The following is a 22,175-nucleotide window of genomic DNA, read 5'->3' as shown; positions in this document are numbered from 1 at the left end:
GACATGGCAACTGCCAACAAACTGCCGGCCTGGACCATCTGGTCCCCGCTGGCCGCCTGGGCCGCCTTCGGCCTGGGCGTTGCAATGACGGGGCAGGCCTGGCTGATCGCCCTGATGTCGATCGCATTGGCCGGTGCGGTGTTTTCGGCCGTCCATCATGCCGAGGTGGTGGCTCACAAGGTTGGCGAACCGTTCGGCACGCTGGTGCTGGCCGTTGCCGTGACCGTGATCGAGGTGGCGCTGATCGTATCGGTCATGCTGTCGTCCGGGCCGGAGAAAGCCGGCCTGGCGCGCGACACGGTGTTCGCGGCGGTCATGATCATCTGCAACGGCATTGTCGGCATCTGCCTGTTTGTGGGCGCGCTGCACCATCGCGAGCAGGCCTTCCAGGCGCCGGGCGCCAATGCGGCCATGGCCATCCTGGTCACGCTGCTCGGGTTGACGATGGTGCTGCCGAACTTCACCAGCACCACGCCGGGGCCTGTCCTGTCATCGTCCCAGCTGGCGTTCTCCGGCGTGATGTCGCTGCTGCTCTACGGCTGCTTCGTCTTCGTGCAGACCGTGCGGCATCGCGACTACTTCCTGGTGGACGGCAGCAACGACGAAAACGTCCATGCGCCGCCGCCCCCCGGGCGCGTGGCGGCGGCCAGCGGCGTGCTGCTGGTGGTCTGCCTGGTGGCCGTGGTGGCATTGGCCAAGCTGCTGTCGCCGTCGGTGGAAAAGGCCGTTGCGGACGCCGGGTTGCCGGCAGCGGTGGTCGGGGTGGTGATCGCGGCACTGGTGCTGCTGCCCGAAGGGCTTGCCGCGCTGCGCGCCGCGCGGTCCGACCGCATCCAGACCAGCCTGAACCTGGCGCTGGGGTCGGCCCTGGCCAGTATCGGCCTGACCATTCCGACGGTGGCCATCGTGTTCATCACCATCGGGCAGCCGCTGGAACTGGGCTTGAGCGCCAAGGAAATGGTGCTGCTGTTCCTGACGATGATCGTCGCGTCGCTGACGCTTGGCATGGGCCGCACGACCATCCTCCAGGGCGTGGTCCACATGGTGATCTTCGCGGCGTACCTGTTCCTGACAATCGTGCCGTAGCAGCAAGGCCCGACTCGCGCCTCGCCCTTCCATGGGCGAGGGGAAAAACACAATCCGGTCAGCGCCGCTGGCGGCAATCGGTCGCCGCCGTCCGCTCAGTCGGCATGGATGCCCCGTTCGCGGATCAGCGTGCCCCACTTGACCGTTTCCTTGGCCAGGTGGTCCTTCAGCTGCGCCGGCGTGCTGCCGATCGGCTCCGCGCCGATGCCAGCCAGACGCTGCTGCACGGACGGCTTCTTCAGCGATTCGAGCATGGCGCGGTTCAACGTGTCGATCACCGCCTGCGGGGTCTTGGCCGGCACGAACGCGGCAAACCACGGCGACAGCTCATAGCCCGGCACGCCCGCCTCGGCCACCGTCGGCACATTGGGCAGCGCAGTCGACCGCTTGCTGGTGGTCACCGCAATCGGCGTCAGCTTGCCGCTGTCGATATGGGGCTTGGCCGACGTGATGCTGTCGAACATGTAGTCCACCTGTCCGCCCAGCAGATCGGTCATGGCCGGGCCCGATCCCTTGTACGGGATATGCAGCAGGTCCACGTGCGCCATCGACGTGAACAGCTCGCCGGCCAGGTGGATCGACGTGCCGTTGCCGGCCGACGCATAGGTGTATTTGCCGGGCCGGGCCTTGGCGCTGGCGATGACCTCGGCCACCGTCTTCTGCGGATTCTTCGCCTTGTTGGCGACCAGCACGTTGGGCACCACGGCCAGCAGCGACACCGGCGCGAAATCCTTGATCGGGTCGTAGCTGAGCTTGCCGTACAGCGCCGGATTCACGGCCATGCCGTTGGCCACGATGATCAGCGTGTAGCCGTCGGCCGGCGCGCGCGCCACCATCTCGGCGCCGATATTGCCGCCGGCGCCGGGGCGGTTCTCGACCACGATGGCCTGGCCCAGCGACTTCGCCATGTCTTCGCCCAGCGTACGCGCGATGTTGTCCATCGCACCGCCCGCTGGGAACGGCACCACCCAGCGGATCGGATGGTCGGGATAGGCGGCGTGCGCCGGGGCGGCTGCGGCAAACAGCAGCGATGCGGAAATGGCAAATGCGGCCGGCACGCGGGCCGACCGTTGCAGCAAGGACTTCATGTCTCCGTTCCTTCTTTTCTGGTTGCCGATCAGCGGATCGACGACGGGTGTTTTGCCAGCGGGGTGACGTGGATCTTCATGAACGGGAACAGCGGCAGGCTGGCCAGCAGCGTGTGCAGTTCGTCGTTCGATTCCACATCGAACACGCTGTAGTTGGCATACTCGCCCACCACGCGGTACAGCGCCTGCCACTTGCCCTGGCGCTGCAGGTCCTGCGAATAGGCCTTTTCGCGGGCCTTGATCTCGTCGGCCGTAGCGGCCGGCAGGTCGTGCGGGATCTGCACGTCCATCCTGACAAGGAACAACATGGGATGTGTCTCCGGATTGAATGCGTAATCGGAATGGCTGAATGACCGTCTCAGCCCGCCTTGCGGCGATAGTGGCGTAGCTTGTCTTCGTCGATGGCCAGGCCCAGCCCCGGACCCTTCGGCAGGTGCAGCGCAAAGTCCTTGAACACCGGGCGGTCCACCACGATGTCGTCCTTCACCAGCAGCGGACCGAACAGCTCGGTGCCCCACGCCAGTTGCGGCAGCGTGCAGAAGCCGTGCGCGGCGGCGATGGTGCCCACGGCGCCTTCGAGCATGGTGCCGCCATAGAGCGCGATGCCGGCCGCGTCGCCCACGGCAGCCGTGCGCAGCATGCCGAAGATGCCGCCCGACTTGGCGATCTTCAGCGCAAACACGTCGGCGGCCCCCAGGCGGGCCAGTTCCATCGCGTCCTCGGGCCCGGTCACGGCTTCGTCGGCCATGATCGGCACCACGAAGCGCGCCGCCAGCCGGGCCAGCGCGGTGCGATGCTCGCGCGGGGTGGGCTGCTCGATCAGATCGATGCCGGCGGCTTCCAGCATGGCGATGCCGGTCGCGGCATCGGCTTCGTTCCAGGCCTGGTTGACGTCCACGGTCACGCGGGCCCGGTCGCCCAGCGCACGCTTGATGGCCGACACGTGCGCCACGTCGTCGCGCACGCTGCGGCGGCCGATCTTGAGCTTGAACGTGTTGTGCCGGCGTTCTTCCAGAAAACGCTCGGCTTCCTCGATGTCGCGGCCGGTGTCGCCGCTGGCCAGGGTCCAGAGCACCGGCAGCGTGTCGCGCACGGCGCCGCCCAGCAGCGTGACCAGCGGCACGCCCAGGCGCTTGCCCTGCGCGTCGAGCAGGGCCGACTCCAGCGCCGACTTGGCGAACCGGTTGCCGCGCGCCACCTTGTTCAGGCGCGCCATCGCGCCATGCACGTTGGTGGCGTCCTGCCCGGCCAGCGCAGGGCCCAGGTAGGTGTCGATCGTCAGCTTGATGCCCTCGGGGCTTTCGTCACCATACGACAGGCCGCCGATGGTCGTGGCCTCGCCGATACCCTCCACGCCGTCGCTGCAACGCAGGCGCACGATGACCAGCGTCTGCTGCTGCATCGTGGCCATGGCCAGCTGATGGGCCCGGATGGTCGGCAGGTCCACCAGGATGGCCTCGATCGAAGAAATTGTCGCAGTCATACCTTTTCCATGCTCATGTACGCGTTGCACCCAGTATGGACCTTGACCTGACTGGCGTCCAAGACCGAAGATGTCTCGATCCATACCTGATGGGTATGCATCGACGTATCCCCTCCTCCGCCATGGAACTCCGCCACCTCCGCTATTTCCAGACCGTCGCCCAGGAACTGAATGTGACGCGTGCGGCAGAAAAGCTGCATATGGCCCAGCCGCCGCTGTCGCGGCAGATCCGTCAGTTCGAGGAAGAAGTGGGCGTGGCGCTGTTCGACCGCGTGGGCCGTGGCCTGAAGCTGACCGAGGCGGGCCGCTTCCTGCTGGAGCAATCGCTGCAACTGACGCAGCGGCTGGAAGAAACGCTGGAAGGCACGCGCCGCATCGGCCGCAACGAAAAGCGCTGGTTCGGCATCGGCTTTGTGCCGTCGGTGCTTTATGGCGTACTGCCGGAGCTGATCCGCGAGTTGCGCGGCGATGACAGCGAGGTGGAAGTCGGCCTGACGGAAATGATCACGGTCCAGCAGCTTGAGGCGCTCAAGTCCGGCCGCATCGACCTGGCGTTCGGCCGGCTCACCTTCAACGACACGGCCATCGTCCAGCAGGTGGTGATGGCCGAGACACTGGTCGCCGCCATGCCGGTCACCGCCCCGCCCCCGGCCGCGCCGTTCGATGCGGCCGATCTGGCGCGCCAGCCGCTGATCCTCTATCCCGCCCGACCGCGCCCCAGCTACGCCGATCACGTGCTGTCGCTGTTCCGCGCGCAGGGCCTGCAACCACGCGTGGTGCAGGAAGCCAACGAACTGCAGACCGCGCTGGGCCTCGTGGCGGCGGGCCTGGGCATCACGCTGGTGCCGGCGTCGGTGCAGCGGCTGCATCGCGACGACGTGCGCTACGTGCCCATCGACGCCCCCGGCTTCATCTCGCCCGTGATCATGAGCTACCGGGCCGGCGATACCTCGCCGCAACTGGCGCGCGCCATTGCCTGGGTGCGCAGCCAGGCCCGCCCGTAGCCAGCGAAACAGGGCCTAGGCCGACACCATCTTCGACCTGGCCGCGACCTTCCGGGCTTCCTTGCGGCGGCCATACCAGCCGCCCACCAGCAGCAGCACCGCCACCGCGATAAGGTCGCCCGTCAGGGCCACGGGCCGCGTCGGGCGCCCACCCGCGAAGCCATAGGTCAGACCTTCGATGCCCACCGACACCACGGCGCCCAGCACGAAGCAGAACAGGCTGTGGCGGCCGATCTGCACGACGGGGCCCATGAAGCGGGCCATCCGCGCGATCCACCCGGCGCGCACGGCCAGGTACACCAGCCATGCCAGACCCAGGAAGCTGACCACGCGCAGCGCGGCCAGGCTCTGCTTGGGCAGCGGGAACGCCATCGTAGGGATCCATGCCGGTAGCCAGGACTCATACAGGTGCGGACGCATCCACAGGTAGGCGGCGCCCATGCAGAGCAGCGCCACCACCACGGCGCCGGCCGTAAAGGCACGGCGCACGATGGTCTGCTGTGGCAGGACGAAGTCGGGACGCAGCCGCGCCAGCAGACCCAGGGCGAACATCAGCTGCCAGGCAAACGGGTTGAAGCTCCAGCCGCGCGGCTCGCTGCTGGGCAAGAGCGGCAGCAGCGTAGGCGACATGATCCAGAGCGCCACGCTGCCGCAGATAAACGCCAGCGGCTGCGCGCGCGCCCAGCGGATGGCCAGCGGCGCAATGCCGATGAACACGGCGTACATCGGCAGCACATCGGACACGAACGGCTGGCGCGCCAGCGCGAAGACCTGCAGCAGCGTGGCCAGCGGCTGCGCCATGAAATCGAGCGCCTCGGTCGCGCGCACGGCCGGCGCGGGGATCTTGCACATCGCCAGCACAAAGCCGAACAGCAGCATCAGCACGCCGGTCAGCACGAATGCCTTGTAGATCTCCCAGCTGCGGCGGCGCAGCCGCTTGCGCGCCGCGCTGGCACCGTCGCGCGCTTCCATGGCCAGATAGGCGGCGCCGGCCGAGCAGCCGGCCAGGAAGACGAACACCTCGGCGGCGTCGAAAAGCTGGAAATTCCGGATCGTGTAGTCGGCCAGCACACTGCCGTTGACATGATCGACCACGATGAAGAGCAGCGCGATGCCGCGAATGAGGTCGATCTCGGTGCGCCGCTGATTGTTGTTCACTGCGTTCACAGGCGTACATCCCAAGGCTTGCCTGCGGCCCGGGAGGCGCCACGCGGCAATCACGGGTGGCATCTTACCGTGATCCCAGGGTTTACCTGTAAGAACAGTGTTTCGCAAAGTTACGATACGTGATAAACGCGGCAGCCGTTGATTTCAGCAAAACGGTCAGATATTTCGATGATTATTTCGTAGATTTTCTATTATCAAATAGCAGTTTTACGAAAACGGGATTCACCAAAACGCCGCATGGCGATTTCCACAGGAATCTTGCCTATAATTCGCGCTGCTTTTCCCATCCTTGTCCAGAATAGGGGCGCGACACCATGAGCACGATTCCGCAATGGCTTCATGACGAGGTCAACGACTATTTTGTTGTCCCGATTCGGACGACCCCGCACACCGTGCTCGATATCGGCGCGAATATTGGCGCATTCGCACTCCGCGCCCACCGCGAATGGCCATCGGCCACCGTATTCTGCTATGAACCCATGCCATTCAACGTGGAAAAGCTGCGTGAAAACGTCGATGGCGCCTGGTGCCATATTTCTCCCAGCGCAGTGCGCGCCACAGCCGGCGAGGACGATATTCACGTGGGGGACATGTTTGTCACGGGCGGATTTTCAAAAGGCGCGCGCATGACAAACCAGACCATTCGCGTCCAATGTGTGGCGGCCAGCGGCCTGCCATCCTGCGATCTGGTGAAAATCGACACCGAGGGATCTGAAGTCGAGATTCTGTCGCATCTGAATCTCGAAAATACCCAGGTCATCATGCTCGAGCATCACAGCCTGCGCGATGCCGAAACCATCAGAAGAATGCTCAGCCCCGTTTATGACTTGGTGCATGACGAAACCTCGCGCGAGGTCGGTACCGAAGTGTATTTCCGGCGTGGCTAACGTGTTTTGACCCCGAGGACTGGCGTCATGCCTCATGACCCGGTAAATGCCGCATGCAATCGGGCAAGCGTGTGCCGCCCCGCGCGCACCACGGCTGTGTCATGGGTGGTCTGCGCGCGCACGATCATCCCTTCGATACAGATAATCGCCTCTTCGGCGACCGCCTCCGGCTGATCGAGTCCCAGTTCCCTGGCGATGCCTCGGACAAAACCCTGCAACGACGCCTTGTGCGACACCGCCTGCTCCAGTAGCCGGGGATCGTCGCCGGCACCGCCGCCCGATTCCGCCACCATATTGATAAAGGCGCAGCCGCGAAAATCGTCACCCTCGAACCACTCGCCCAGCGTATCGGCCATCACGTCCAGATTGGGCCGCGCTGCCAGCCGGCGTCGCACACCCGTTTCAAACCACGCCATCCAGACGTCGTGCCGGCGCTGCAGATATTCGAAGATCAGATCGTTCTTCGACGCAAAGTGCCGATATAACGACATTTTGGCCACGCCCGATTCCGCAATGATGCGGTCGATGCCGGTGGCACGGTAGCCATCGCGATAAAACAGGCGTGCGGCGGTGTCGAGAATGCGGTCGCGAGCGGAAGGGGTGGCCATGGCGAGGTACGGGCTTCAGCGAAAAACACTGCCATTATAGTAGACAGGTCTGTCTCCGAGGCAGCGTACTCGCCTCGGTCCAGTCACCCCACCCCGTCCCGGTCGGGCAACCGCGGCGTGAAACAACGCTGCTGGATATCGCCGCGACGCGCCACCAGCATGGTCGATTCCGGAATTTCTTCCCACACGCCCTGCACGTCGATCAGCGGCTCGGACAGCACCAGGAAGGCGTCGTCCCCGGCAGCGATGATGCGCGGGTCATCGGGATAGAGCGCCCGCAACTGGCGAAACGACGTACTGTGGAACAGCGACCTTGAATCGCGTTCGCTCGAATAACGCGCCGCCACGATCTGCTGCCCGTCGGTCACGCAGACGGTCATGTTGATGGGGTGCTCGATATCGTGGCGATGCCCGACCGACTCGATCAGCCCCACCATCTGCTCGAGCGCCCCCTGCGGATCGCGCTCCAGGCCGAATGTCAGTGCCAGGAAGAACATCACCTCGGAATCGGTCGAGCCCTCGATCCACCGGAACAGATGCGGCGCCACGGACATCATCAGGTCCCGCCGCACCAGCGGGTAGTCGCGGATGAGCCCGTTGTGGGCAAACAGCCAGCGCCCAAACCGGAACGGGTGACAGTTGGTTTCCTGGGTCGGCGTGCCTGTGGCGGCCCGTATATGTGCCACGAACAGCGGCGCCCGTACCGCCCGCGCGGCCTCGCGCAGGTTGGTGTCGCTCCAGGCTGGGTGCAGGCACCGATAGCGGAACGGCAGCTCGGAATGCCGCCCGTACCAGCCGACCCCGAAGCCGTCGCCATTGGTCGTGGTATGGCCGAGGCGGGAATTCAGGCTCTGGTCGATCAGCGAATGCTCGGGCTGAAACAGGACTGCCTCCATCGGAACGGAACGGCCCGAATAGGCCAGCCAGCGGCACATGATGCCTCCTCCAGTCTGTCAGTCGGGATATCCACTTCAGCATAGCAAGTGGTCCGCCAGGATGCTGTTACGGCGCAATTGGGGGGCCGTCCTGTGGCGGCCTGTGGCAATTCCTACATCGGCTGCCCGGGATCGCGTTTCGATTCGGCCATGCCACGCGCCCCAAATATATCCAATACATCACGCTTCGCGGCCACTGGCGCGCTGCCTGCCCCCGATCCGTCGCCGGGCACCTTTCGTGCTACATGCCCGAAATGGAGCACGCATGGACCACCGGAAACCGCCTGCAGTTGCTGGAAAACGGCGACGAATACTTCCCGCGCCTGATCGCGGCCATCGGGGCGGCGCGCCATAGCGTGCTGCTGGAAACGTTCATCCTGTTCGAGGACGATGTCGGGAGGCAGCTCGCCGATGCGCTGGCGGCGGCCGCGCGCCGTGGCGTCGCGGTCGGCATGACCGTGGACGGCTTCGGCTCGGCCGACCTGTCGCCCGACTACCTTGCGAGGCTGGCCGAAGCCGGCGTCGTGGTGCGCGTGTTCGCGCCGGGGCGCCGGCTGCTGGGCAAGCGGACCAATCTCTTCCGGCGGCTGCATCGCAAACTGGTCGCCATCGACGGCGAACTGGCCTTCGTGGGCGGCATCAACTTGTCCGTCGAGCACCTGGTGCAGGCCAGCCCGTCCGCCAAGCAGGACTATGCCGTCGAGGTACAGGGCCCGGCTGCCCGCATCATTCACGAATTCATGCGCGAAGCCAGCGGCGACCGGCCCGCCAGGCAGCTTCGCGCGCCCATCCGGCGGGCGCCCCCGCCGCACCCCACCGATCGCGCCGCGCCCGGCTCCGTACTCTTTGTCACACGCGACAACCAGGCACACCGCAATAACATCGAGCAGCAATATCTGACGGCCATTCGCGCGGCGCGACACCAGATCGTGATCGCCAATGCCTATTTCCTGCCGGGATACCGGCTGCTGCAGGCGATCTGCAACGCCGCGCAGCGGGGCGTCGATGTGCGCCTGGTGCTGCAGGGCCGGCCAGACATGCTATGGGTCAAGCGCACCGTGGACATGCTGTACGCGCACCTGCGCGAATCGGGCGTGCGCATTTTCGAGTACTGCGAGCGGCCCAACCACAGCAAGGTGGCCGTGGTGGACGACGATTGGGCCACCGTGGGATCGAGCAACCTCGACCCGCTGAGCCTGTCGCTGAACCTCGAAGCCAACCTTGTGATCCGCGACACCGCGTTCGTGGCATCGCTGAGGGACAACCTGCGCAACCTGATGGCCGCGCGCTGCTCCGAGGTCGGCGCCCCATCGACGCCGCGCGGCGCGTGGTGGCATGGCATCGCCACGCCGCTGATCTTCCATTTCCTGCGCAAGTTTCCGGCATGGGCCGGTTGGTTGCCGGCGCACACGCCGAAAATCGTGTCGCCGGTGCCAGTACCGGACACCCAATCGCCAGAGCCAATGGTGCGTCAGACGCAGCAGGACGGCCCATGACAACCGCCGCCAACCTGCGCCGAAGCCTGCGGCGCAATGTCCGATGGTCCATCGTCAAGCGCGTGGCGGGGCTGGTGTTCGTGGCGGTGGTGATCTACCTGATTTACCGGAGCCTCAGTGGCGTCGATTGGGCGCAGGTCCTGCAGGCGCTGAAGCAGTACGACGCCGCAACGCTGCTGCCGGTGCTCGGGCTGGCCTGCGTCAGCTTCTCGCTGCATGCCTCGTTCGACCTGCTGGGCCGCCGCTATACCGGGCATCACCTGTCCACGCCACGCGTCATGCTGATCGCCTTCATCGCCTATGTCTTCAACCTCAACGTCGGGGCGATGGTGGGCGGGCTGGGCATGCGGCTGCGGCTCTACTCGCGCGCCAATGTCAGCGGGTCCCAGGTGGCCGGCATCTACACCATCGCCATCATCACCAACTGGACAGGCTACATGCTGCTGGCCGGCGCGGTGCTGACGCTGGCACCCCCGCCGCTGCCGGCGGAGTGGGGCATCACGCCATGGATGCTGCGCGCCGTGGGCGCGGCCATGCTGGCGTGCGGCCTGTTGTACTGGCTGGCCTGCGCCAAGGCCAGGACGCGCAGTGTGCGGTTCGGCCGGCATGTGTTCCGGTTGCCCGGTTTCCGCTTTGCGCTGCTGCAGAACGTGCTGTCGATCACCAACTGGATCGTGCTGGCGTGCATCATCGATCTGCTGCTGCCCAAGGCGGTCAGCCTGCCCCAGGCGCTGGCCGCCCTGCTGGTGGGTGCGGTGGCGGGCGCGCTGGCGCACATCCCGGCCGGCATCGGCGTGCTGGAAAGCGTATTCGTGGTGCTGCTGCGCCCCGTTGCGCCGGAGCACATCGTGGTGGCCGCCCTGATCGCCTACCGCGCGCTGTACTACCTGCTGCCCATGGTATTCGCCACGTCGGCCTATGCCTGGATGGAACTGCGCGGCGCGCGGGCCGCCCGCCGCGCGCAGGCTGGATAGGAAAAAAGGCGGGCAGCGCGCCTGCGCCACCCGCCCTTCGGTCATCAATCTGCAGGCCTCAGGCTGCCACCTTCAGTTGCGTCAGCTTGGCCTCCGCATCGCGCAGCGCGGTACGCAGGCCCTCTTCCACCACCGGGTGATAGAACGGCATGGCCAGCATCTGCGAGATTGTCAGGTTCTGCTGGTACGCCCAGGCCAGCAGATGCGCGATATTCTCGGCGCGCGGGCCGATCCATTCGGCACCCAGGAAGCGGCCCGTGGCCCGGTCGGCATAAATGTGCATCAGCCCCCGGTTCTTCAGCATCACACGGCTACGGCCCTGATCCTCGAAGCTGACTTCACCGGTCACGAAGCGACCCTGGATCAGGTCCGCATGGCGCTTGCCCACCATGGCGATTTGCGGATCGGAGAACACCACGGCAATCGGCGCCCGGCGCGCCAGCGGACGCAGGTTCGGCCAGTGCGCGGCGTTCTCGCCGGCGATCCGGCCCTCATCGGCCGCCTCGTGCAGCAGCGGCAGGACGTTGTTGGCGTCACCGGCAATGAACACCGCCGCATCGCCACACTGCAGCGTGACCGGATCGAACACCGGCACGCCGCGGGCATCCAGTGCCAGCGCCGTGTTTTCCAACGCCAGGTTGTCGACGTTCGGCCGACGTCCGGTGGCAGCCAGCACGTACGCAAAACGCTCGGTCACCGGCTTGCCGTCCTCGCCCCGGAACGTGATCACCGCTTCGTCGCCCTCGCGGCGCATATCGGTCACGTTGGCATCGGGCAGCAGCGGGAATTCCGCATCGAACGTCCTGGCCGCGTAAGCCCGGATTTCGGGATCGGACAACGGGCCCACGCCACCGCCGACGCCGAACACGCGCACCCGCACGCCCAGCCGGGACAGCGCCTGCCCCAGTTCCAGCCCGATCACGCCGGGGCCGAACACGGCCACGCTGGCAGGCAGGTCCTGCCACGAGAATACGTCGTCGTTGATGATCAGACGGTCACCGAACACCGTGAACGACGGCGGCACGGCCGGACGCGATCCGGTGGCGATCACCACGCGGCTGGCCCGCACCACGGTATTGGCGCCCACCTGCAGCACCGTGTTGTCGATGAACTGTGCATAGCCGCGCAGGCGGTCTTCCTCGGGAATGTTGTCGACGCCGCGCACCACAAAGCCCACGAAGCGGTCACGCTCGCTGCGTACGCGGTCCATGACCTGGCGGCCGTCGATGCGGACCTGCCCGTCCACGTGCACCCCGAATGCGGCGGTATGGCGGGCCTCGTGGGCCGCCTCGGCCGCCGCGATCAGCAACTTCGACGGCATGCAGCCCACACGGGCGCAGGTGGTGCCATAGGCGCCGCCCTCGATGACCACGGCACGCTTGCCCGCGGCGATGGCCGCGCGATACGCTGCCAGCCCGGCGGTTCCTGCGCCAATCACTGCCACGTCGGTCTGAATCGTTTTCATGTGCGTTTCCTGTTCGTGAGTCTGCTTTGCATCAATCGGCGGATGGGATGACACCGTCCTGCCATGGCGCGGCCAGGGCGATGCCATCGGGTCCGGCGACTGCCGGCCCGCACCGCCGCCGGCTGGCCGGCGGAAGGTTGCGGGGGCGTTGCGGGGGGCGACAAAAGGTGCCCAGGACACCGGCCGGGGGAGCCGGGCCCGGGCGGGAGGATCAGGCGGCCGCCAGGTACTGTTCCAGCGCGGCGGCACCGCCAACGAGCTTGCCGTTGATGAACACCTGCGGCGCGGTCATCTCGCCGGACATGGCGCCCAGCACCTTGCCGCGGATCTTGTTGTCCAGCGGCACGTCGATGTACTCGTAGCCCTTGTCCTGCAGCAGTTGCTTGGCCTTTGCGCAATGCGAGCAGCCCACCTTCGAGAACACCACCACCTGGTCGGGACGCTTCGCGTTCGGCGCGATGTAGTTCAGCATCGTGTCGGCATCGGACACCTTGAACGGGTCGCCCGGTTCTTCCGGCTCGATGAACATCTTGTCCACCACGCCGTCTTTCACAACCATCGAATAGCGCCAGCTGCGCTTGCCAAAGCCCAGGTCGGCCTTGTCCACCAGCATGCCCATGCCGTCGGTGAACTCGCCGTTGCCGTCGGGGATCATCACGATGTTCTCGGACTCCTGGTCCTTGGCCCACTCGTTCATCACGAAGGTGTCGTTGACCGACACACACAGGATCGCGTCCACGCCGGCAGCGCGGAACGCCGGGGCCAGCTCGTTGTAGCGCGGCAGGTGGGTCGACGAACACGTCGGGGTGAAGGCACCCGGCAGCGAGAACACGGCAACGGTCTTGCCGTTGAACAGTTCGGCCGTGGTCACGTCCTTCCACTCGTTGTTGTCACGCACACGAAACGTCACATTGGGAACGCGTTGGCCTTCACGGGATTGCAGCATCGAAATCACTCCTTGGGTGAGTTAGGCGCCACGTGTTGTGGCGATGGAGTGGATTGTCGCGGTCTGAATGTGATCCGTAAAATTCATTGTCTCAACCGAGCCGATTGAGAATTTCTATGATCAATCGTAGGAATCCGATTGCTTTTGACTATCGAGCACGGTTTGGAATGCTTCCGCTCCCACAGCGGCGTCGTTATCATGCGGGCACACAAAAACCATGAAGGGACAACCGCTCCATGACTCGCCTGCCCATCCGGCTACCCGCCGCGACCCTGCTGGCCGCCACCCTGTTCGCCCTCGGCGCCACGAGCGCCACCAGCGCCACGGCGGCCACGCTGGCCAAACCGGAACTCGACCAGCTGGTGGCCAGCGCCACGGCCACCCCGCCCGCCAGCTTCGGCGCGTTCCTGGACACTGCCGTCAAGGCCGATCCGAAGCTCGCTGCTTCGGTGCGCGCCTACCGGGCCAGGCGGCCGCTCAAGGGCGACGACCTGGTCAACATCGGGCGCCTGCTGGGCGTCTACAACCGCGTGCACAACCAGCAGGCGGTGCTGGACAGCATCACCGAAATGGTGGCGCTGCGCACCGTGCGCGACGACAAGGTGCCGCAGCACGAAAACCCTGCCATCGTCGCGTTCGGCAAGCTCGTCGAGCGCATGGCGAACGACTTCGGCCTGCAGTTCCGCAACGTGGACAACCGCGTGTTCGAGGTGACGCTGCCGGGCCAGGGCAAGGAGACGTTCGGCATCCTTACGCACGCCGACGTGGTGCCCGTGGTGGCGGACGAATGGGTGCTCGACGACGGCACGAAGCTCGATCCGTTCCAGGTCACGCGCGTGGGCGATTACCTCTACGGCCGCGGCACCATCGACGACAAGGGATCGATTGCGGCGGCGCTCTTCGCCATGAAGACCGTGCGCGAAAGCGGCGTGCCGCTGGCGCGCACGATCCGCCTGATGATCGAGACCACCGAGGAAACCGGCGGCGACGGCATGAAGTACTACCGCGACAAGACCGCCCTGCCCGAGTACAACATCGTGCTCGACAGCAAGTACCCGGCCGTGGTGGCCGAAAAGGGCTCTGGCGCGCTGACCGTGCGCTTTCCGGACCAGCCCGCCGATGGCAAGCAGGCGGCCATCGTCGCGATGGCCGGCGCCGCATCGGCAAACGCGATTCCGCAGACGGCCACCGCGCGTATTACCGGCGGCGACCTGAACGCCGTGGCCGCCACGCTTGAGCAGGCGCGGGCGGCGTTCATCGCCCAGCAGGCCGCGCAGGGCAAGTTCACGATCGACATCGCACGCAGCGGCGACGCCATCGACGTGAAGGTCACTGGCTCGTCGGCCCACGGCTCGCGCCCCGAAGAAGGCGTGAACCCCGTACCGCGCCTGGCGATGTTCCTGCAGGCGTCGGGCGTGCCATTCGCGGACAACCAGTACGCACGCGCCACGCGCTACCTGACGGACCTGTACGGCACCGGCTACCTGGGCGAGAAGATGGATGTGGGCTATCGCGACGACTTCATGGGCCCGCTGACGATGTCGCCAACGCTGATCCGCGAGCGCAACGGCAAGCTCGAGGTCACGGCCAATGTGCGCATGCCGCGCGGGTCCACGCCCGACGCCCTGCGCGCGAAGATCGCCGAGCGCATCCAGGCCTGGGCTGCGCAGACGCACACCGCGCTGGAGATCCAGCACGAACAGGGCGACTGGATGGCCCGCGACCCCAAGGGCGCGTGGCTGTCAACGCTGCTGAACATCTACGGCGACACCACCGGGCTCGAAGCCAGGCCGGTGCCCACGGCCGGCAGCACGACGGCCAAGCTCATGCCGAACGCGATCAACTTCGGCCCGGCCATGCCCGGCAAGAAGTACACCGCGCACAACGCCAAGGAGTACAAGGAAGTCTCCGACCTGAACCTGGACATGCAGATGTTCACGGAGATGCTGGTGCGCGTGGGCAACCTGCAGAAGATGCAGTGATGCAATGAAGCCGTGATGCAAGGCGCCCTCTCCCGCTGGCGGGAGAGGGCAACCACCGCGCGCTCCCGGTCGGCGGCACCTCAGAAGCCCAGATCGCTCAGGCCCGGATGATCATCGGGCCGGCGGCCCAGCGGCCAGTGGTACTTGCGGTCCGCCTCGCGGATCGGTGCGTCGTTGATGCACGCGAACCGGCGGCGCATCAGGCCGTTTTCGTCGAATTCCCAGTTCTCGTTACCGTACGACCGGAACCAGTTGCCCGAGTCGTCGTGCCACTCGTACGCAAAGCGCACCGCGATGCGGTTGCCGTCGTGCGCCCAGAGCTCCTTGATCAGCCGATAGTCGAGTTCCTTCTGCCATTTGCGCGTCAGGAAAGCCACGATATCGTCGCGTCCGTTTACGAATTCGGCACGGTTGCGCCAGGCGCTGTCGACCGTATAGGCCAGCGCCACGCGATCGGGGTCACGCGTGTTCCAGCCGTCTTCGGCCGCGCGCACCTTGGCGGCGGCGGTCTCCAGCGTGAACGGCGGCAGGGGTGGACGAACTTCGGGTTGGCTCGACATGGGAAGGCTCCTTGGGAATCGGAAAAACCTGGAAATCAATCGGATCCATATGTAGACAGATCTGTCTCATAGTGTTGAATAGACAGACCTGTATGTCAAGCGGCAATTCGTCGCAGCGCCCGGCTCGTGCGCGATCGGGGGCCGCTAGACACGCTGCCGGTCAAACCCCGATTCGCGCGCCAGGACAATCGCCTGCGAGCGATTCTCGACCTCGAGTTTCGAGAAAATGCTGGTGATGTGGTTACGCACGGTTTTTTCGCACAGCCCCAGGTGGGCGGCGATCTGCGCGTTGTCGCGGCCCTGCGCGATCAACACGACGATGTCGCGCTCGCGCCGCGTCAGGGCGCCGAACGCCGGGTCGGTGGACGGTGCAGGCGCCGGCAGGAAGGCGCGCACTTCCTCGATCCAGCGGTCCCACGCCGGCTCGGTTTCCAGCAGCAGGTGGTTCCCGCTGTCAAGCGGCACGAAGCGGGCGTTGGGAATCATGCTGGCGATCAGCCGCCCTTCGTCGAACGGCACGCGCGCATCGCGCACGGCATGCATCACCAGCGTCGGGCAGCTGACTCGCGGCAGCAGGTCCACTACATCGATCTCGTTAAAGACGCGCATGAAGCGCGCGGCATTGACCGGCGACGTGGACACACGCTCCAGTTCATTGAACCAGCGGTGCTGCTCGGCGGTGCCGCCCGGAATGAACTGTGTGGTGAAGAACTGCCGGAACGCCGGATTTTCCTGACCCCAGCCGATCTCGGCCAGCCGGATCATCAGATCGGCCTCTTCGCGCATGGCGTCGCCCTGGTTGCGCTTGAGCCGCCCCCGCGCGTAGCCGCCGTGCAGCACCAGATGGCTGACGCGCTCGGGATGCGCCACGGCATAGGCCACGGCGATCGACGCCCCCTGCGAGATGCCCAGCAACGCAAACGGCTCAACGGCCATGGCATCGACGATGGTTTCCAGGTCGCGCAGCCAGGCGTCGAACGACAGGTCTTCCACGTGGCGATCGGAAAGGCCGCAGCCGCGCTCGTCATAGCGGATCAGCGTGTGCTGCTCGGACAGCGCGCACAGCATATGGCTCCACACCGGGCTGCCAACGTCGAACTCGAGGTGGCTCATCCAGTTGGCGGCCTTTACCAGCGGCGGCCCGCTGCCCGTGATGGCGTACGCCAGGCGTACACGGTCCGGGCTGGTGCATAGGCGAATCTGCTGCTTGAGCATCGGCATGGGCGGGTCGCGCACGGGGCAGGATACGGCAGACGCGGCGCGCCGCCGTGCAACGCCCGGCAACGGCTTACCGCGTCCGGCCGAGCCGGGCGACTCACCTATCTTAGACAACGATCTCCAGCGCGCCGACATCAAGACCGACTGCCGGCCCCGCAATGTGCGGAAGGCCAGACGCGGTGCATGGAGGGTGCGCCGGATGCCGTACACCAGGGGCGGTGTCCCGCGACGGAAGTTGAAAGGCCCGGCACTGCGGCAGGTGGTCTGCCGCGGCCGGGCGCAGCGCGCTAGCGCACGTCAGGCCGCGCGCATCGCGCAGTCTCCCTGGGCGCCGACGCTGCGCGCGCCGTCGGTGTACGCGTCGCGCGGACCAATGCGGTTGCCGCCATCGCTGAAGGCATCACGCGGGCCCATTCGCGCGCCATCCGCATAGGGATCGAACGTGCCACGCAGGCACGATGACTTGCTGGCGTGCAGCGTCGATCCATTCGACGGAACGAAAACTTCGCTCCACGCGGCGTGGGCGGTCTGGGTAATGCCGATGGTCAATGCGGAAACGGCTGAAACGGCAAGCAGGGTCTTGGCAACTTTCGTACACATCTCGACGACTCCAAACTTTCGAACTCCAATCAGAAGAACAGCACGGAGGGCTGTGGGCCGGAATGGCATTGGCCGATCCGTGGAGTCATTGTCGGAAATCGCTGGCGAGCGTGTACGTGACCGGTGTCCCGGTTTTTGCCCGCTTCGGGGGAAAACCCGGTGCCCGCCCGTGGGACTTCGGTCCCGTGCAGGCAAACGGACCGGGCCGGTGACGCACAGCGGCGGTCTGGAGGCCGCCTCCAGCATGGCATGGCGGGTAGTCCTATCGTAATTCCCCGAGTAAACCCGCGCCAAGGACGCACGTCCCGCTTTCCGGTGCCGATTCCGATGAAAACGATTGCAGTCGGGACACCGGCCTCACGCGCGACACCCCAAAACGTCCGAGTATCCGCCCCACGTCCTCCATGGGACGGATTTCACGTATCAAGGAGTTTCGCAATGCAAGCTGTATCCCTTTCCGCCGACACAGAACGCTACGCCCGCTGCATCGCCGCTTCACGCCGCATCCGCTGGGACATCGACCAGGACGTGATTCGCGGCCGCACGTTCGACCTTTCGCACAAGTTCATGCCCGACGGCCTGTCGCTCGTCGACGAACTGCCCTTCCTGAGTGCCGCCGAGCAGCGATTCCTGAGCCAGGTGCAAGGCCGCACCTACGCCAACATGTTCGGGCTGGTGGAGCGCTTTGTCAGCGCCAAGGTGCTGGAGTTGACCGGGCAACATGCGCTGGGCGACCAGGTCGCGCTGGAGGCCCTGATCCGCTTTTCCGACGAGGAACTGAAGCACCAGGAACTGTTCCGCCGCATCGAACGGCTGGCCGCGCAGGACATGCCCGAAGGCTATCGCTTCGACGCCCAGCCCAACGACGTGGCCGCGTTCGTGCTCGGCAAGCGCACCTGGGCCGTGCTGGCCGTGATCTGCCAGCTCGAACTGTTCTCGCAGGCGCACTATCGCGCCAGCATCGGCACGGCGCCGGACGTATCCGAGCTGTTCAAGGACGTGTTCCTGTACCACTGGCGCGAGGAATCGCAGCACGCGATCCTGGACGAACTGGAGTGGATCCGCGAGAACGCCCGCGTCAGCGACGCCGAGCGCGATGCGGCGATCGACGACATGCTGGCGATCGTGGGCGGCTTCGACGCGATCCTGCAGGCACAGGCCCACGCCGATGCGGCCTACTTCATGCGCGTGATCCGCGGCGCGCAGGATGCCCCGCATGCGCCGGACGTGGAGGCGGTGATCCTCAAGGCGTACCGCTGGACGTACATCGTGACCGGCATGTTCGAACCGCGCTTCTCCAGGCTGCTGGAGGAGATGACCACCGAGGCACAGCGCGCACGCATCCAGGCCGGCGCGGCGCCGCTGATGTACGCGATGCCGGCCAACGGCGCGCCAATGCCGGCGATGGCGGCCTGAGCCAGCCGGCGGTCCGCCAATCGGGCGCTTTGATCTGGCGGACCGGCGACCCCGCGATGGGCTCCGCCGGGCGCGTTACCCAGGCGTTACTCGGGCGTGATGCCGGCCTGCTTGATCTGTGCGGCCCAGCGAACCATTTCCTTGCGCAGCATGGCATCGGCCTGGGCCGGGCTCATCGTCAGCGGCTCGAACCCTTCCTTGAGCAGCCGCGCCTTGAGTTCGGGCTGGGCCAATGCCGCATTGAGCGTCTGGTTCAGCTTTGCCAGCACGTCTTTGGGCGTACCGGCCGGCGCGCTGACGATGAACCACGTCTCGAACGCGTAGTTCGGCAGGCCGGCTTCGGCCATGGTGGGCACTTCGGGCATCAGCGGCGAACGCCTGGGCCCGGTCACGGCCAGCGCGCGCAGCTTGCCGGCCTGCACGTGCGGCAGCGCCGCGGACAGCACCGGGAAGCTCATCTGCACCTGGCCGGCAATCGTATCGACCAGGGCAGGGCCACCGCCTTTGTAGGGCACATGCAGGATGTCGGTGCCGGACTCGGTCTTGAACAGTTCGGCCGCCATATGGAACGTGCTGCCCGACCCGGCCGATCCGAAGCTCAGCTTGCCAGGCTGCGCGCGGGCCAAGGCCACCAGTTCCTTGACGTTCTTCACCGGCAGCGCGTTGTTGACCACCAGCACGTGCTGCGACGTGCCCATGGTGCCGACCGACGCAAAATCCCTGGCCGTATCGAATGGCAATTTGGCGAATAGCGACGGATTGACCGCCAGGGCCACGTTGTTGATGGCCAGCGTGTAGCCGTCGGGCTTTGACTTGGCCAGCTGGTCCATGCCGATATTGCCCGAAGCGCCGGCACGATTGTCGGCCACGATCGATTGCCCCAGCTGCTTGCCCCAGGCATCGGTGATCAGCCGGCCAGCGATGTCCACGCTGCCGCCGGGCGCGAACGGCACGATCAGGCGGATGGGACGGTTGGGAAAGCTGTCTGCGGCCAACGAAGGCACGGCGGCAAGCGTGGCAGCCATCGCCGCAACGGCAATGCCCGCACGCCTGGCAAGGCTGGCGAAGGAAATACCCATGATGATCTGTCTCCTGGTTGGTGCGCCGGGCTTGGGCCCGGTCGAATACCCGAATCGCCCTGTCCGGCACGGTTTCGGACAAGGCGCAGGCAGTGTAACCATGAAACAAAGCGCAGGGTTATCGTGTTCAGAACGACATTGATGCCCACAACTCACGAATCGGACATCGTTGCAATCAGACCCGGGCATGTTCCAGCGTGGCCAGGTAGTGGTGGATCTGCGCCACCACGGCCGCGCCCTCGCCCACCGCCGCGGCCACGCGCTTGGTGGAGCCCGACCGGACATCGCCAATCGCGAACACGCCGGGCACGCTGGTTTCGAGCGTGTAGTCGGCCCGTTCGGTACAGGAGTGATGCGCGTCGTAGCCGGTCAGGATGAAGCCCTTGTTGTCGGTCTCCACATGGCACGACCGCAGCCACTCGGTGTTGGGCGCGGCGCCGATGAACAGGAACACGTGGCGCATCGGCACGGCCACGCATTCCGGCCCTTTGGCGCGCTCCTTGTACCGGACCGTGGAAAGCCAGCCATCGCCCTCCATCGCCGTGATTTGCGCATGGGTGTGCAGATGCACGTTCGGCAGGCCATTGAGCCGGTCGATCAGATAGCGCGACATGGTGGCCTCCAGCCCTTCGCCGCGCACCAGCATGTGCACTTCGGCCGCGTGCGACGCCAGGAACACCGCCGCCTGGCCAGCCGAATTGCCGCCGCCCACCAGCATCGCGTGTTCGTCCTTGCAGAGCTTGGCCTCCACTGGCGACGCCCAGTAGTACACGCCGCGTCCCTCGTAGCGTTCCAGCGAGTCGATCTGGGCACGCCGGTATTGCGCGCCGCTGGCGATCACCACGGTGCGCGTGGGAATGCGGCGGCCATCCTGCAGCTCGAGTTCAATCGGATTTTCACCACAATGCAGTGCCTTGGCTTCTAGCGGAATGGCGACGTGGGCGCCGAACTTGAGCGCCTGCACGAACGCGCGGCCGGCCAGCGCCTGGCCGGAAATGCCGGTCGGAAAGCCCAGATAGTTTTCGATGCGGGCACTGGCGCCGGCCTGGCCGCCGGGCGACCGGCAATCGAGCACGGCCACCGACAGCCCCTCGGACGCGGCATAGACGGCCGTCGCCAGCCCGGCCGGACCGGCCCCGACCACGATCACGTCATAGACATGGTCCGGATCGAATTCGGGCACCAGCCCCAGGCAACTGGCAAGCTGGCCTTCGTCCGGCGCGCGCAGCACGCTGCCGTCGGGGCAGATCACCATCGGAAAATCGCTCTGGGGCGCCTTGCTGATGTCGAGCAGGCAGGTGGAATCGGTATCGGTCTCGATGTCGATGACCCGGTGCGGATGGCCGTTGCGGCGCAGGAACGCCTGCAATGCCAGCAGCAACGGCTCGGTGCCCTTGCCGACCAGCACCGGCCCGCCCCCCTGCTCGATCAGTCCCACCCGACGCAGGATCAGCGCGCGCATGATGCGCTCACCCAGGTCGGCCTCGGCCACCAGCAGCGCCCGCAGGCTGGGCGGCGGGACCACCAGGATGGTCACATCCTCCAGCGCCACCGCATCCACCAGCGCCGGCTTGCCGGTCAACTGTCCGACTTCGGCCAGGAACTGGCCCGGGCCTTCCTCCGTAATCGGCGTACGGTGGCCTAACCCGTCACGGCGGTCGATCCGCACGCGCCCGGCCAGCACCACGTGCATGCCGCGACCCGCATCGCCTACCTGGAAGATCAGTTCGCCGGCCCGCCATGTGTGGACCTCGCCAAAGCGCCGGATACGGTCGATCTCGGCTTGCGTCAGGGTGGGGAACATCTGGTGCCGGCGCGTTTCCAGGTTCGAGAACGGCGCCTCGAGCTCGGTCACCGTTGGTTGCGCAGCCGGTGCGTCATCGGTGTCAGGATGGGCGTCGAGTTCCGACGTCGCCTGGGTCATCTCCATGCTTTCCCCCGTTGCTGTGAAGCGGCCGGCGACGCCGGCGCGTGATGCATCGATCGAAGACTGCGAAGACTGCCTGGCCGGGCATGCCGGCCGCGCTGGAATGGATAGTAGCCCCGCCAGCGCGGAAACACAGCCGCGATGTTCGCGCCCCCGTAAATGGTTCGGCATGCACCACTCTTGCGCAGGATCATGAAGCCACGGCAAGGCTCCATGTATGGTTCTCGCCGCCCTCTCCTTGCCACACGCTACGC

The 22,175-nt window shown here is 66.0% G+C and carries 20 protein-coding genes; 7 read left to right on the top strand and 13 right to left on the bottom strand.

Annotation, left to right across the window (positions count from 1 at the left end; translation table 11 throughout):
• The first annotated feature begins 3 nt into the window (after window positions 1-3).
• Window positions 4-1,086, top strand: coding sequence for a calcium:cation antiporter (locus tag AC3G88_RS25685; protein WP_488773694.1), 1,083 nt, complete (start codon window positions 4-6; stop codon window positions 1,084-1,086).
• 95 nt (window positions 1,087-1,181) lie between these two features.
• On the opposite strand, the gene AC3G88_RS25680 is transcribed toward AC3G88_RS25685, so the two are convergent.
• The 3 genes from AC3G88_RS25680 to AC3G88_RS25670 are packed head-to-tail and all read right to left on the bottom strand — an operon-like array spanning window position 1,182 to window position 3,657.
• Window positions 1,182-2,174, bottom strand: a complete 993-nt coding sequence (locus AC3G88_RS25680) for a tripartite tricarboxylate transporter substrate binding protein (RefSeq protein WP_488773695.1) — start codon at window positions 2,172-2,174, stop codon at window positions 1,182-1,184.
• Between the two features lie 29 nt (window positions 2,175-2,203).
• Entirely contained in the window at window positions 2,204-2,482 is a 279-nt protein-coding gene (catC, locus tag AC3G88_RS25675) for a muconolactone Delta-isomerase (RefSeq protein ID WP_488773696.1), read from the bottom strand.
• 50 nt (window positions 2,483-2,532) lie between these two features.
• Window positions 2,533-3,657 (bottom strand): muconate/chloromuconate family cycloisomerase, encoded by a 1,125-nt coding sequence (locus tag AC3G88_RS25670; protein ID WP_400395310.1) that lies wholly within the window; start codon window positions 3,655-3,657, stop codon window positions 2,533-2,535.
• A gap of 122 nt (window positions 3,658-3,779) precedes the next feature.
• Here AC3G88_RS25670 and AC3G88_RS25665 point away from each other — a divergent pair, with 122 nt between their 5' ends.
• Entirely contained in the window at window positions 3,780-4,661 is an 882-nt protein-coding gene (locus AC3G88_RS25665) for a LysR family transcriptional regulator (protein WP_488773697.1), read from the top strand.
• Window positions 4,662-4,676: 15 nt separating this feature from the next.
• On the opposite strand, the gene AC3G88_RS25660 is transcribed toward AC3G88_RS25665, so the two are convergent.
• A complete protein-coding gene (locus AC3G88_RS25660; protein WP_488773698.1) occupies window positions 4,677-5,819 on the bottom strand; it encodes an OpgC domain-containing protein in 1,143 nt (380 codons plus the stop codon).
• Between the two features lie 323 nt (window positions 5,820-6,142).
• On the opposite strand from AC3G88_RS25660, the gene AC3G88_RS25655 reads away from it, so the two are divergent.
• Window positions 6,143-6,715, top strand: a complete 573-nt coding sequence (locus tag AC3G88_RS25655) for an FkbM family methyltransferase (RefSeq protein ID WP_488773699.1) — start codon at window positions 6,143-6,145, stop codon at window positions 6,713-6,715.
• 32 nt (window positions 6,716-6,747) lie between these two features.
• Here AC3G88_RS25655 and AC3G88_RS25650 read toward each other — a convergent pair whose 3' ends face one another.
• Complete coding sequence (locus tag AC3G88_RS25650) at window positions 6,748-7,323, bottom strand: TetR/AcrR family transcriptional regulator (RefSeq protein WP_488773700.1); 576 nt, start codon at window positions 7,321-7,323, stop codon at window positions 6,748-6,750.
• 83 nt (window positions 7,324-7,406) lie between these two features.
• A complete protein-coding gene (locus AC3G88_RS25645; protein ID WP_488773701.1) occupies window positions 7,407-8,258 on the bottom strand; it encodes a class II glutamine amidotransferase in 852 nt (283 codons plus the stop codon).
• 254 nt (window positions 8,259-8,512) lie between these two features.
• Here AC3G88_RS25645 and clsB point away from each other — a divergent pair, with 254 nt between their 5' ends.
• Window positions 8,513-9,754, top strand: a complete 1,242-nt coding sequence (clsB, locus tag AC3G88_RS25640) for a cardiolipin synthase ClsB (RefSeq protein ID WP_488773702.1) — start codon at window positions 8,513-8,515, stop codon at window positions 9,752-9,754.
• Entirely contained in the window at window positions 9,751-10,728 is a 978-nt protein-coding gene (locus AC3G88_RS25635) for a lysylphosphatidylglycerol synthase domain-containing protein (RefSeq protein WP_488773703.1), read from the top strand. Before clsB ends, AC3G88_RS25635 begins: the two co-directional genes overlap by 4 nt.
• A 58-nt stretch (window positions 10,729-10,786) precedes the next feature.
• On the opposite strand, the gene AC3G88_RS25630 is transcribed toward AC3G88_RS25635, so the two are convergent.
• Window positions 10,787-12,193 carry a dihydrolipoyl dehydrogenase gene (locus tag AC3G88_RS25630; RefSeq protein WP_488773704.1) on the bottom strand — a complete coding sequence of 469 codons (1,407 nt, stop codon included), beginning with the start codon at window positions 12,191-12,193 and terminating at the stop codon, window positions 10,787-10,789.
• Window positions 12,194-12,404: 211 nt separating this feature from the next.
• Complete coding sequence (locus AC3G88_RS25625) at window positions 12,405-13,139, bottom strand: glutathione peroxidase (protein WP_400394840.1); 735 nt, start codon at window positions 13,137-13,139, stop codon at window positions 12,405-12,407.
• Between the two features lie 236 nt (window positions 13,140-13,375).
• Between AC3G88_RS25625 and AC3G88_RS25620 the strand changes: the two genes are divergently transcribed.
• Window positions 13,376-15,121: a dipeptidase gene (locus AC3G88_RS25620; RefSeq protein ID WP_488773705.1), complete on the top strand. Its 1,746-nt coding sequence runs from the start codon at window positions 13,376-13,378 to the stop codon at window positions 15,119-15,121.
• An 80-nt stretch (window positions 15,122-15,201) separates the two neighbouring features.
• Here AC3G88_RS25620 and AC3G88_RS25615 read toward each other — a convergent pair whose 3' ends face one another.
• From AC3G88_RS25615 to AC3G88_RS25605, 3 genes are all read right to left on the bottom strand, one after another.
• Entirely contained in the window at window positions 15,202-15,681 is a 480-nt protein-coding gene (locus AC3G88_RS25615) for a nuclear transport factor 2 family protein (protein WP_488773706.1), read from the bottom strand.
• A 144-nt stretch (window positions 15,682-15,825) separates the two neighbouring features.
• On the bottom strand, window positions 15,826-16,902 hold the full coding sequence (locus tag AC3G88_RS25610; protein WP_400394844.1) for an alpha/beta fold hydrolase: 1,077 nt from the start codon (window positions 16,900-16,902) through the stop codon (window positions 15,826-15,828).
• A gap of 294 nt (window positions 16,903-17,196) precedes the next feature.
• Complete coding sequence (locus AC3G88_RS25605; RefSeq protein ID WP_488773707.1) at window positions 17,197-17,499, bottom strand: hypothetical protein; 303 nt, start codon at window positions 17,497-17,499, stop codon at window positions 17,197-17,199.
• A gap of 438 nt (window positions 17,500-17,937) precedes the next feature.
• Here AC3G88_RS25605 and AC3G88_RS25600 point away from each other — a divergent pair, with 438 nt between their 5' ends.
• The gene (locus AC3G88_RS25600; protein ID WP_488773708.1) at window positions 17,938-18,915 is read left to right on the top strand and encodes a hypothetical protein; all 978 of its coding nucleotides are present in this window, start codon (window positions 17,938-17,940) and stop codon (window positions 18,913-18,915) included.
• An 86-nt stretch (window positions 18,916-19,001) separates the two neighbouring features.
• On the opposite strand, the gene AC3G88_RS25595 is transcribed toward AC3G88_RS25600, so the two are convergent.
• Window positions 19,002-19,994, bottom strand: coding sequence for a tripartite tricarboxylate transporter substrate binding protein (locus AC3G88_RS25595; RefSeq protein WP_488773709.1), 993 nt, complete (start codon window positions 19,992-19,994; stop codon window positions 19,002-19,004).
• Window positions 19,995-20,169: 175 nt separating this feature from the next.
• On the bottom strand, window positions 20,170-21,924 hold the full coding sequence (locus AC3G88_RS25590) for an FAD-dependent oxidoreductase (protein ID WP_488773710.1): 1,755 nt from the start codon (window positions 21,922-21,924) through the stop codon (window positions 20,170-20,172).
• Window positions 21,925-22,175 lie beyond the last annotated feature (251 nt).

The sequence above is a fragment of the Cupriavidus sp. 86D6 genome (assembly GCF_057815095.1).
Note: the sequence above shows the minus strand (reverse complement) of the source record. Positions and strands in the feature narration are given on the sequence as shown.

Bases quoted from the DNA above. Each gene is read 5' to 3' on its own strand.
- AC3G88_RS25685 (WP_488773694.1), top strand. From the start codon at position 4: ATGGCAACTGCCAACAAACTGCCGGCCTGGACCATCTGGTCCCCGCTG.
- AC3G88_RS25680 (WP_488773695.1), bottom strand. From the start codon at position 2,174: ATGAAGTCCTTGCTGCAACGGTCGGCCCGCGTGCCGGCCGCATTTGCC.
- catC (WP_488773696.1), bottom strand. From the start codon at position 2,482: ATGTTGTTCCTTGTCAGGATGGACGTGCAGATCCCGCACGACCTGCCG.
- AC3G88_RS25670 (WP_400395310.1), bottom strand. From the start codon at position 3,657: ATGACTGCGACAATTTCTTCGATCGAGGCCATCCTGGTGGACCTGCCG.
- AC3G88_RS25665 (WP_488773697.1), top strand. From the start codon at position 3,780: ATGGAACTCCGCCACCTCCGCTATTTCCAGACCGTCGCCCAGGAACTG.
- AC3G88_RS25655 (WP_488773699.1), top strand. From the start codon at position 6,143: ATGAGCACGATTCCGCAATGGCTTCATGACGAGGTCAACGACTATTTT.
- AC3G88_RS25650 (WP_488773700.1), bottom strand. From the start codon at position 7,323: ATGGCCACCCCTTCCGCTCGCGACCGCATTCTCGACACCGCCGCACGC.
- AC3G88_RS25645 (WP_488773701.1), bottom strand. From the start codon at position 8,258: ATGTGCCGCTGGCTGGCCTATTCGGGCCGTTCCGTTCCGATGGAGGCA.
- clsB (WP_488773702.1), top strand. From the start codon at position 8,513: ATGGAGCACGCATGGACCACCGGAAACCGCCTGCAGTTGCTGGAAAAC.
- AC3G88_RS25635 (WP_488773703.1), top strand. From the start codon at position 9,751: ATGACAACCGCCGCCAACCTGCGCCGAAGCCTGCGGCGCAATGTCCGA.
- AC3G88_RS25630 (WP_488773704.1), bottom strand. From the start codon at position 12,193: ATGAAAACGATTCAGACCGACGTGGCAGTGATTGGCGCAGGAACCGCC.
- AC3G88_RS25625 (WP_400394840.1), bottom strand. From the start codon at position 13,139: ATGCTGCAATCCCGTGAAGGCCAACGCGTTCCCAATGTGACGTTTCGT.
- AC3G88_RS25620 (WP_488773705.1), top strand. From the start codon at position 13,376: ATGACTCGCCTGCCCATCCGGCTACCCGCCGCGACCCTGCTGGCCGCC.
- AC3G88_RS25615 (WP_488773706.1), bottom strand. From the start codon at position 15,681: ATGTCGAGCCAACCCGAAGTTCGTCCACCCCTGCCGCCGTTCACGCTG.
- AC3G88_RS25610 (WP_400394844.1), bottom strand. From the start codon at position 16,902: ATGCCGATGCTCAAGCAGCAGATTCGCCTATGCACCAGCCCGGACCGT.
- AC3G88_RS25605 (WP_488773707.1), bottom strand. From the start codon at position 17,499: ATGTGTACGAAAGTTGCCAAGACCCTGCTTGCCGTTTCAGCCGTTTCC.
- AC3G88_RS25600 (WP_488773708.1), top strand. From the start codon at position 17,938: ATGCAAGCTGTATCCCTTTCCGCCGACACAGAACGCTACGCCCGCTGC.
- AC3G88_RS25595 (WP_488773709.1), bottom strand. From the start codon at position 19,994: ATGGGTATTTCCTTCGCCAGCCTTGCCAGGCGTGCGGGCATTGCCGTT.
- AC3G88_RS25590 (WP_488773710.1), bottom strand. From the start codon at position 21,924: ATGGAGATGACCCAGGCGACGTCGGAACTCGACGCCCATCCTGACACC.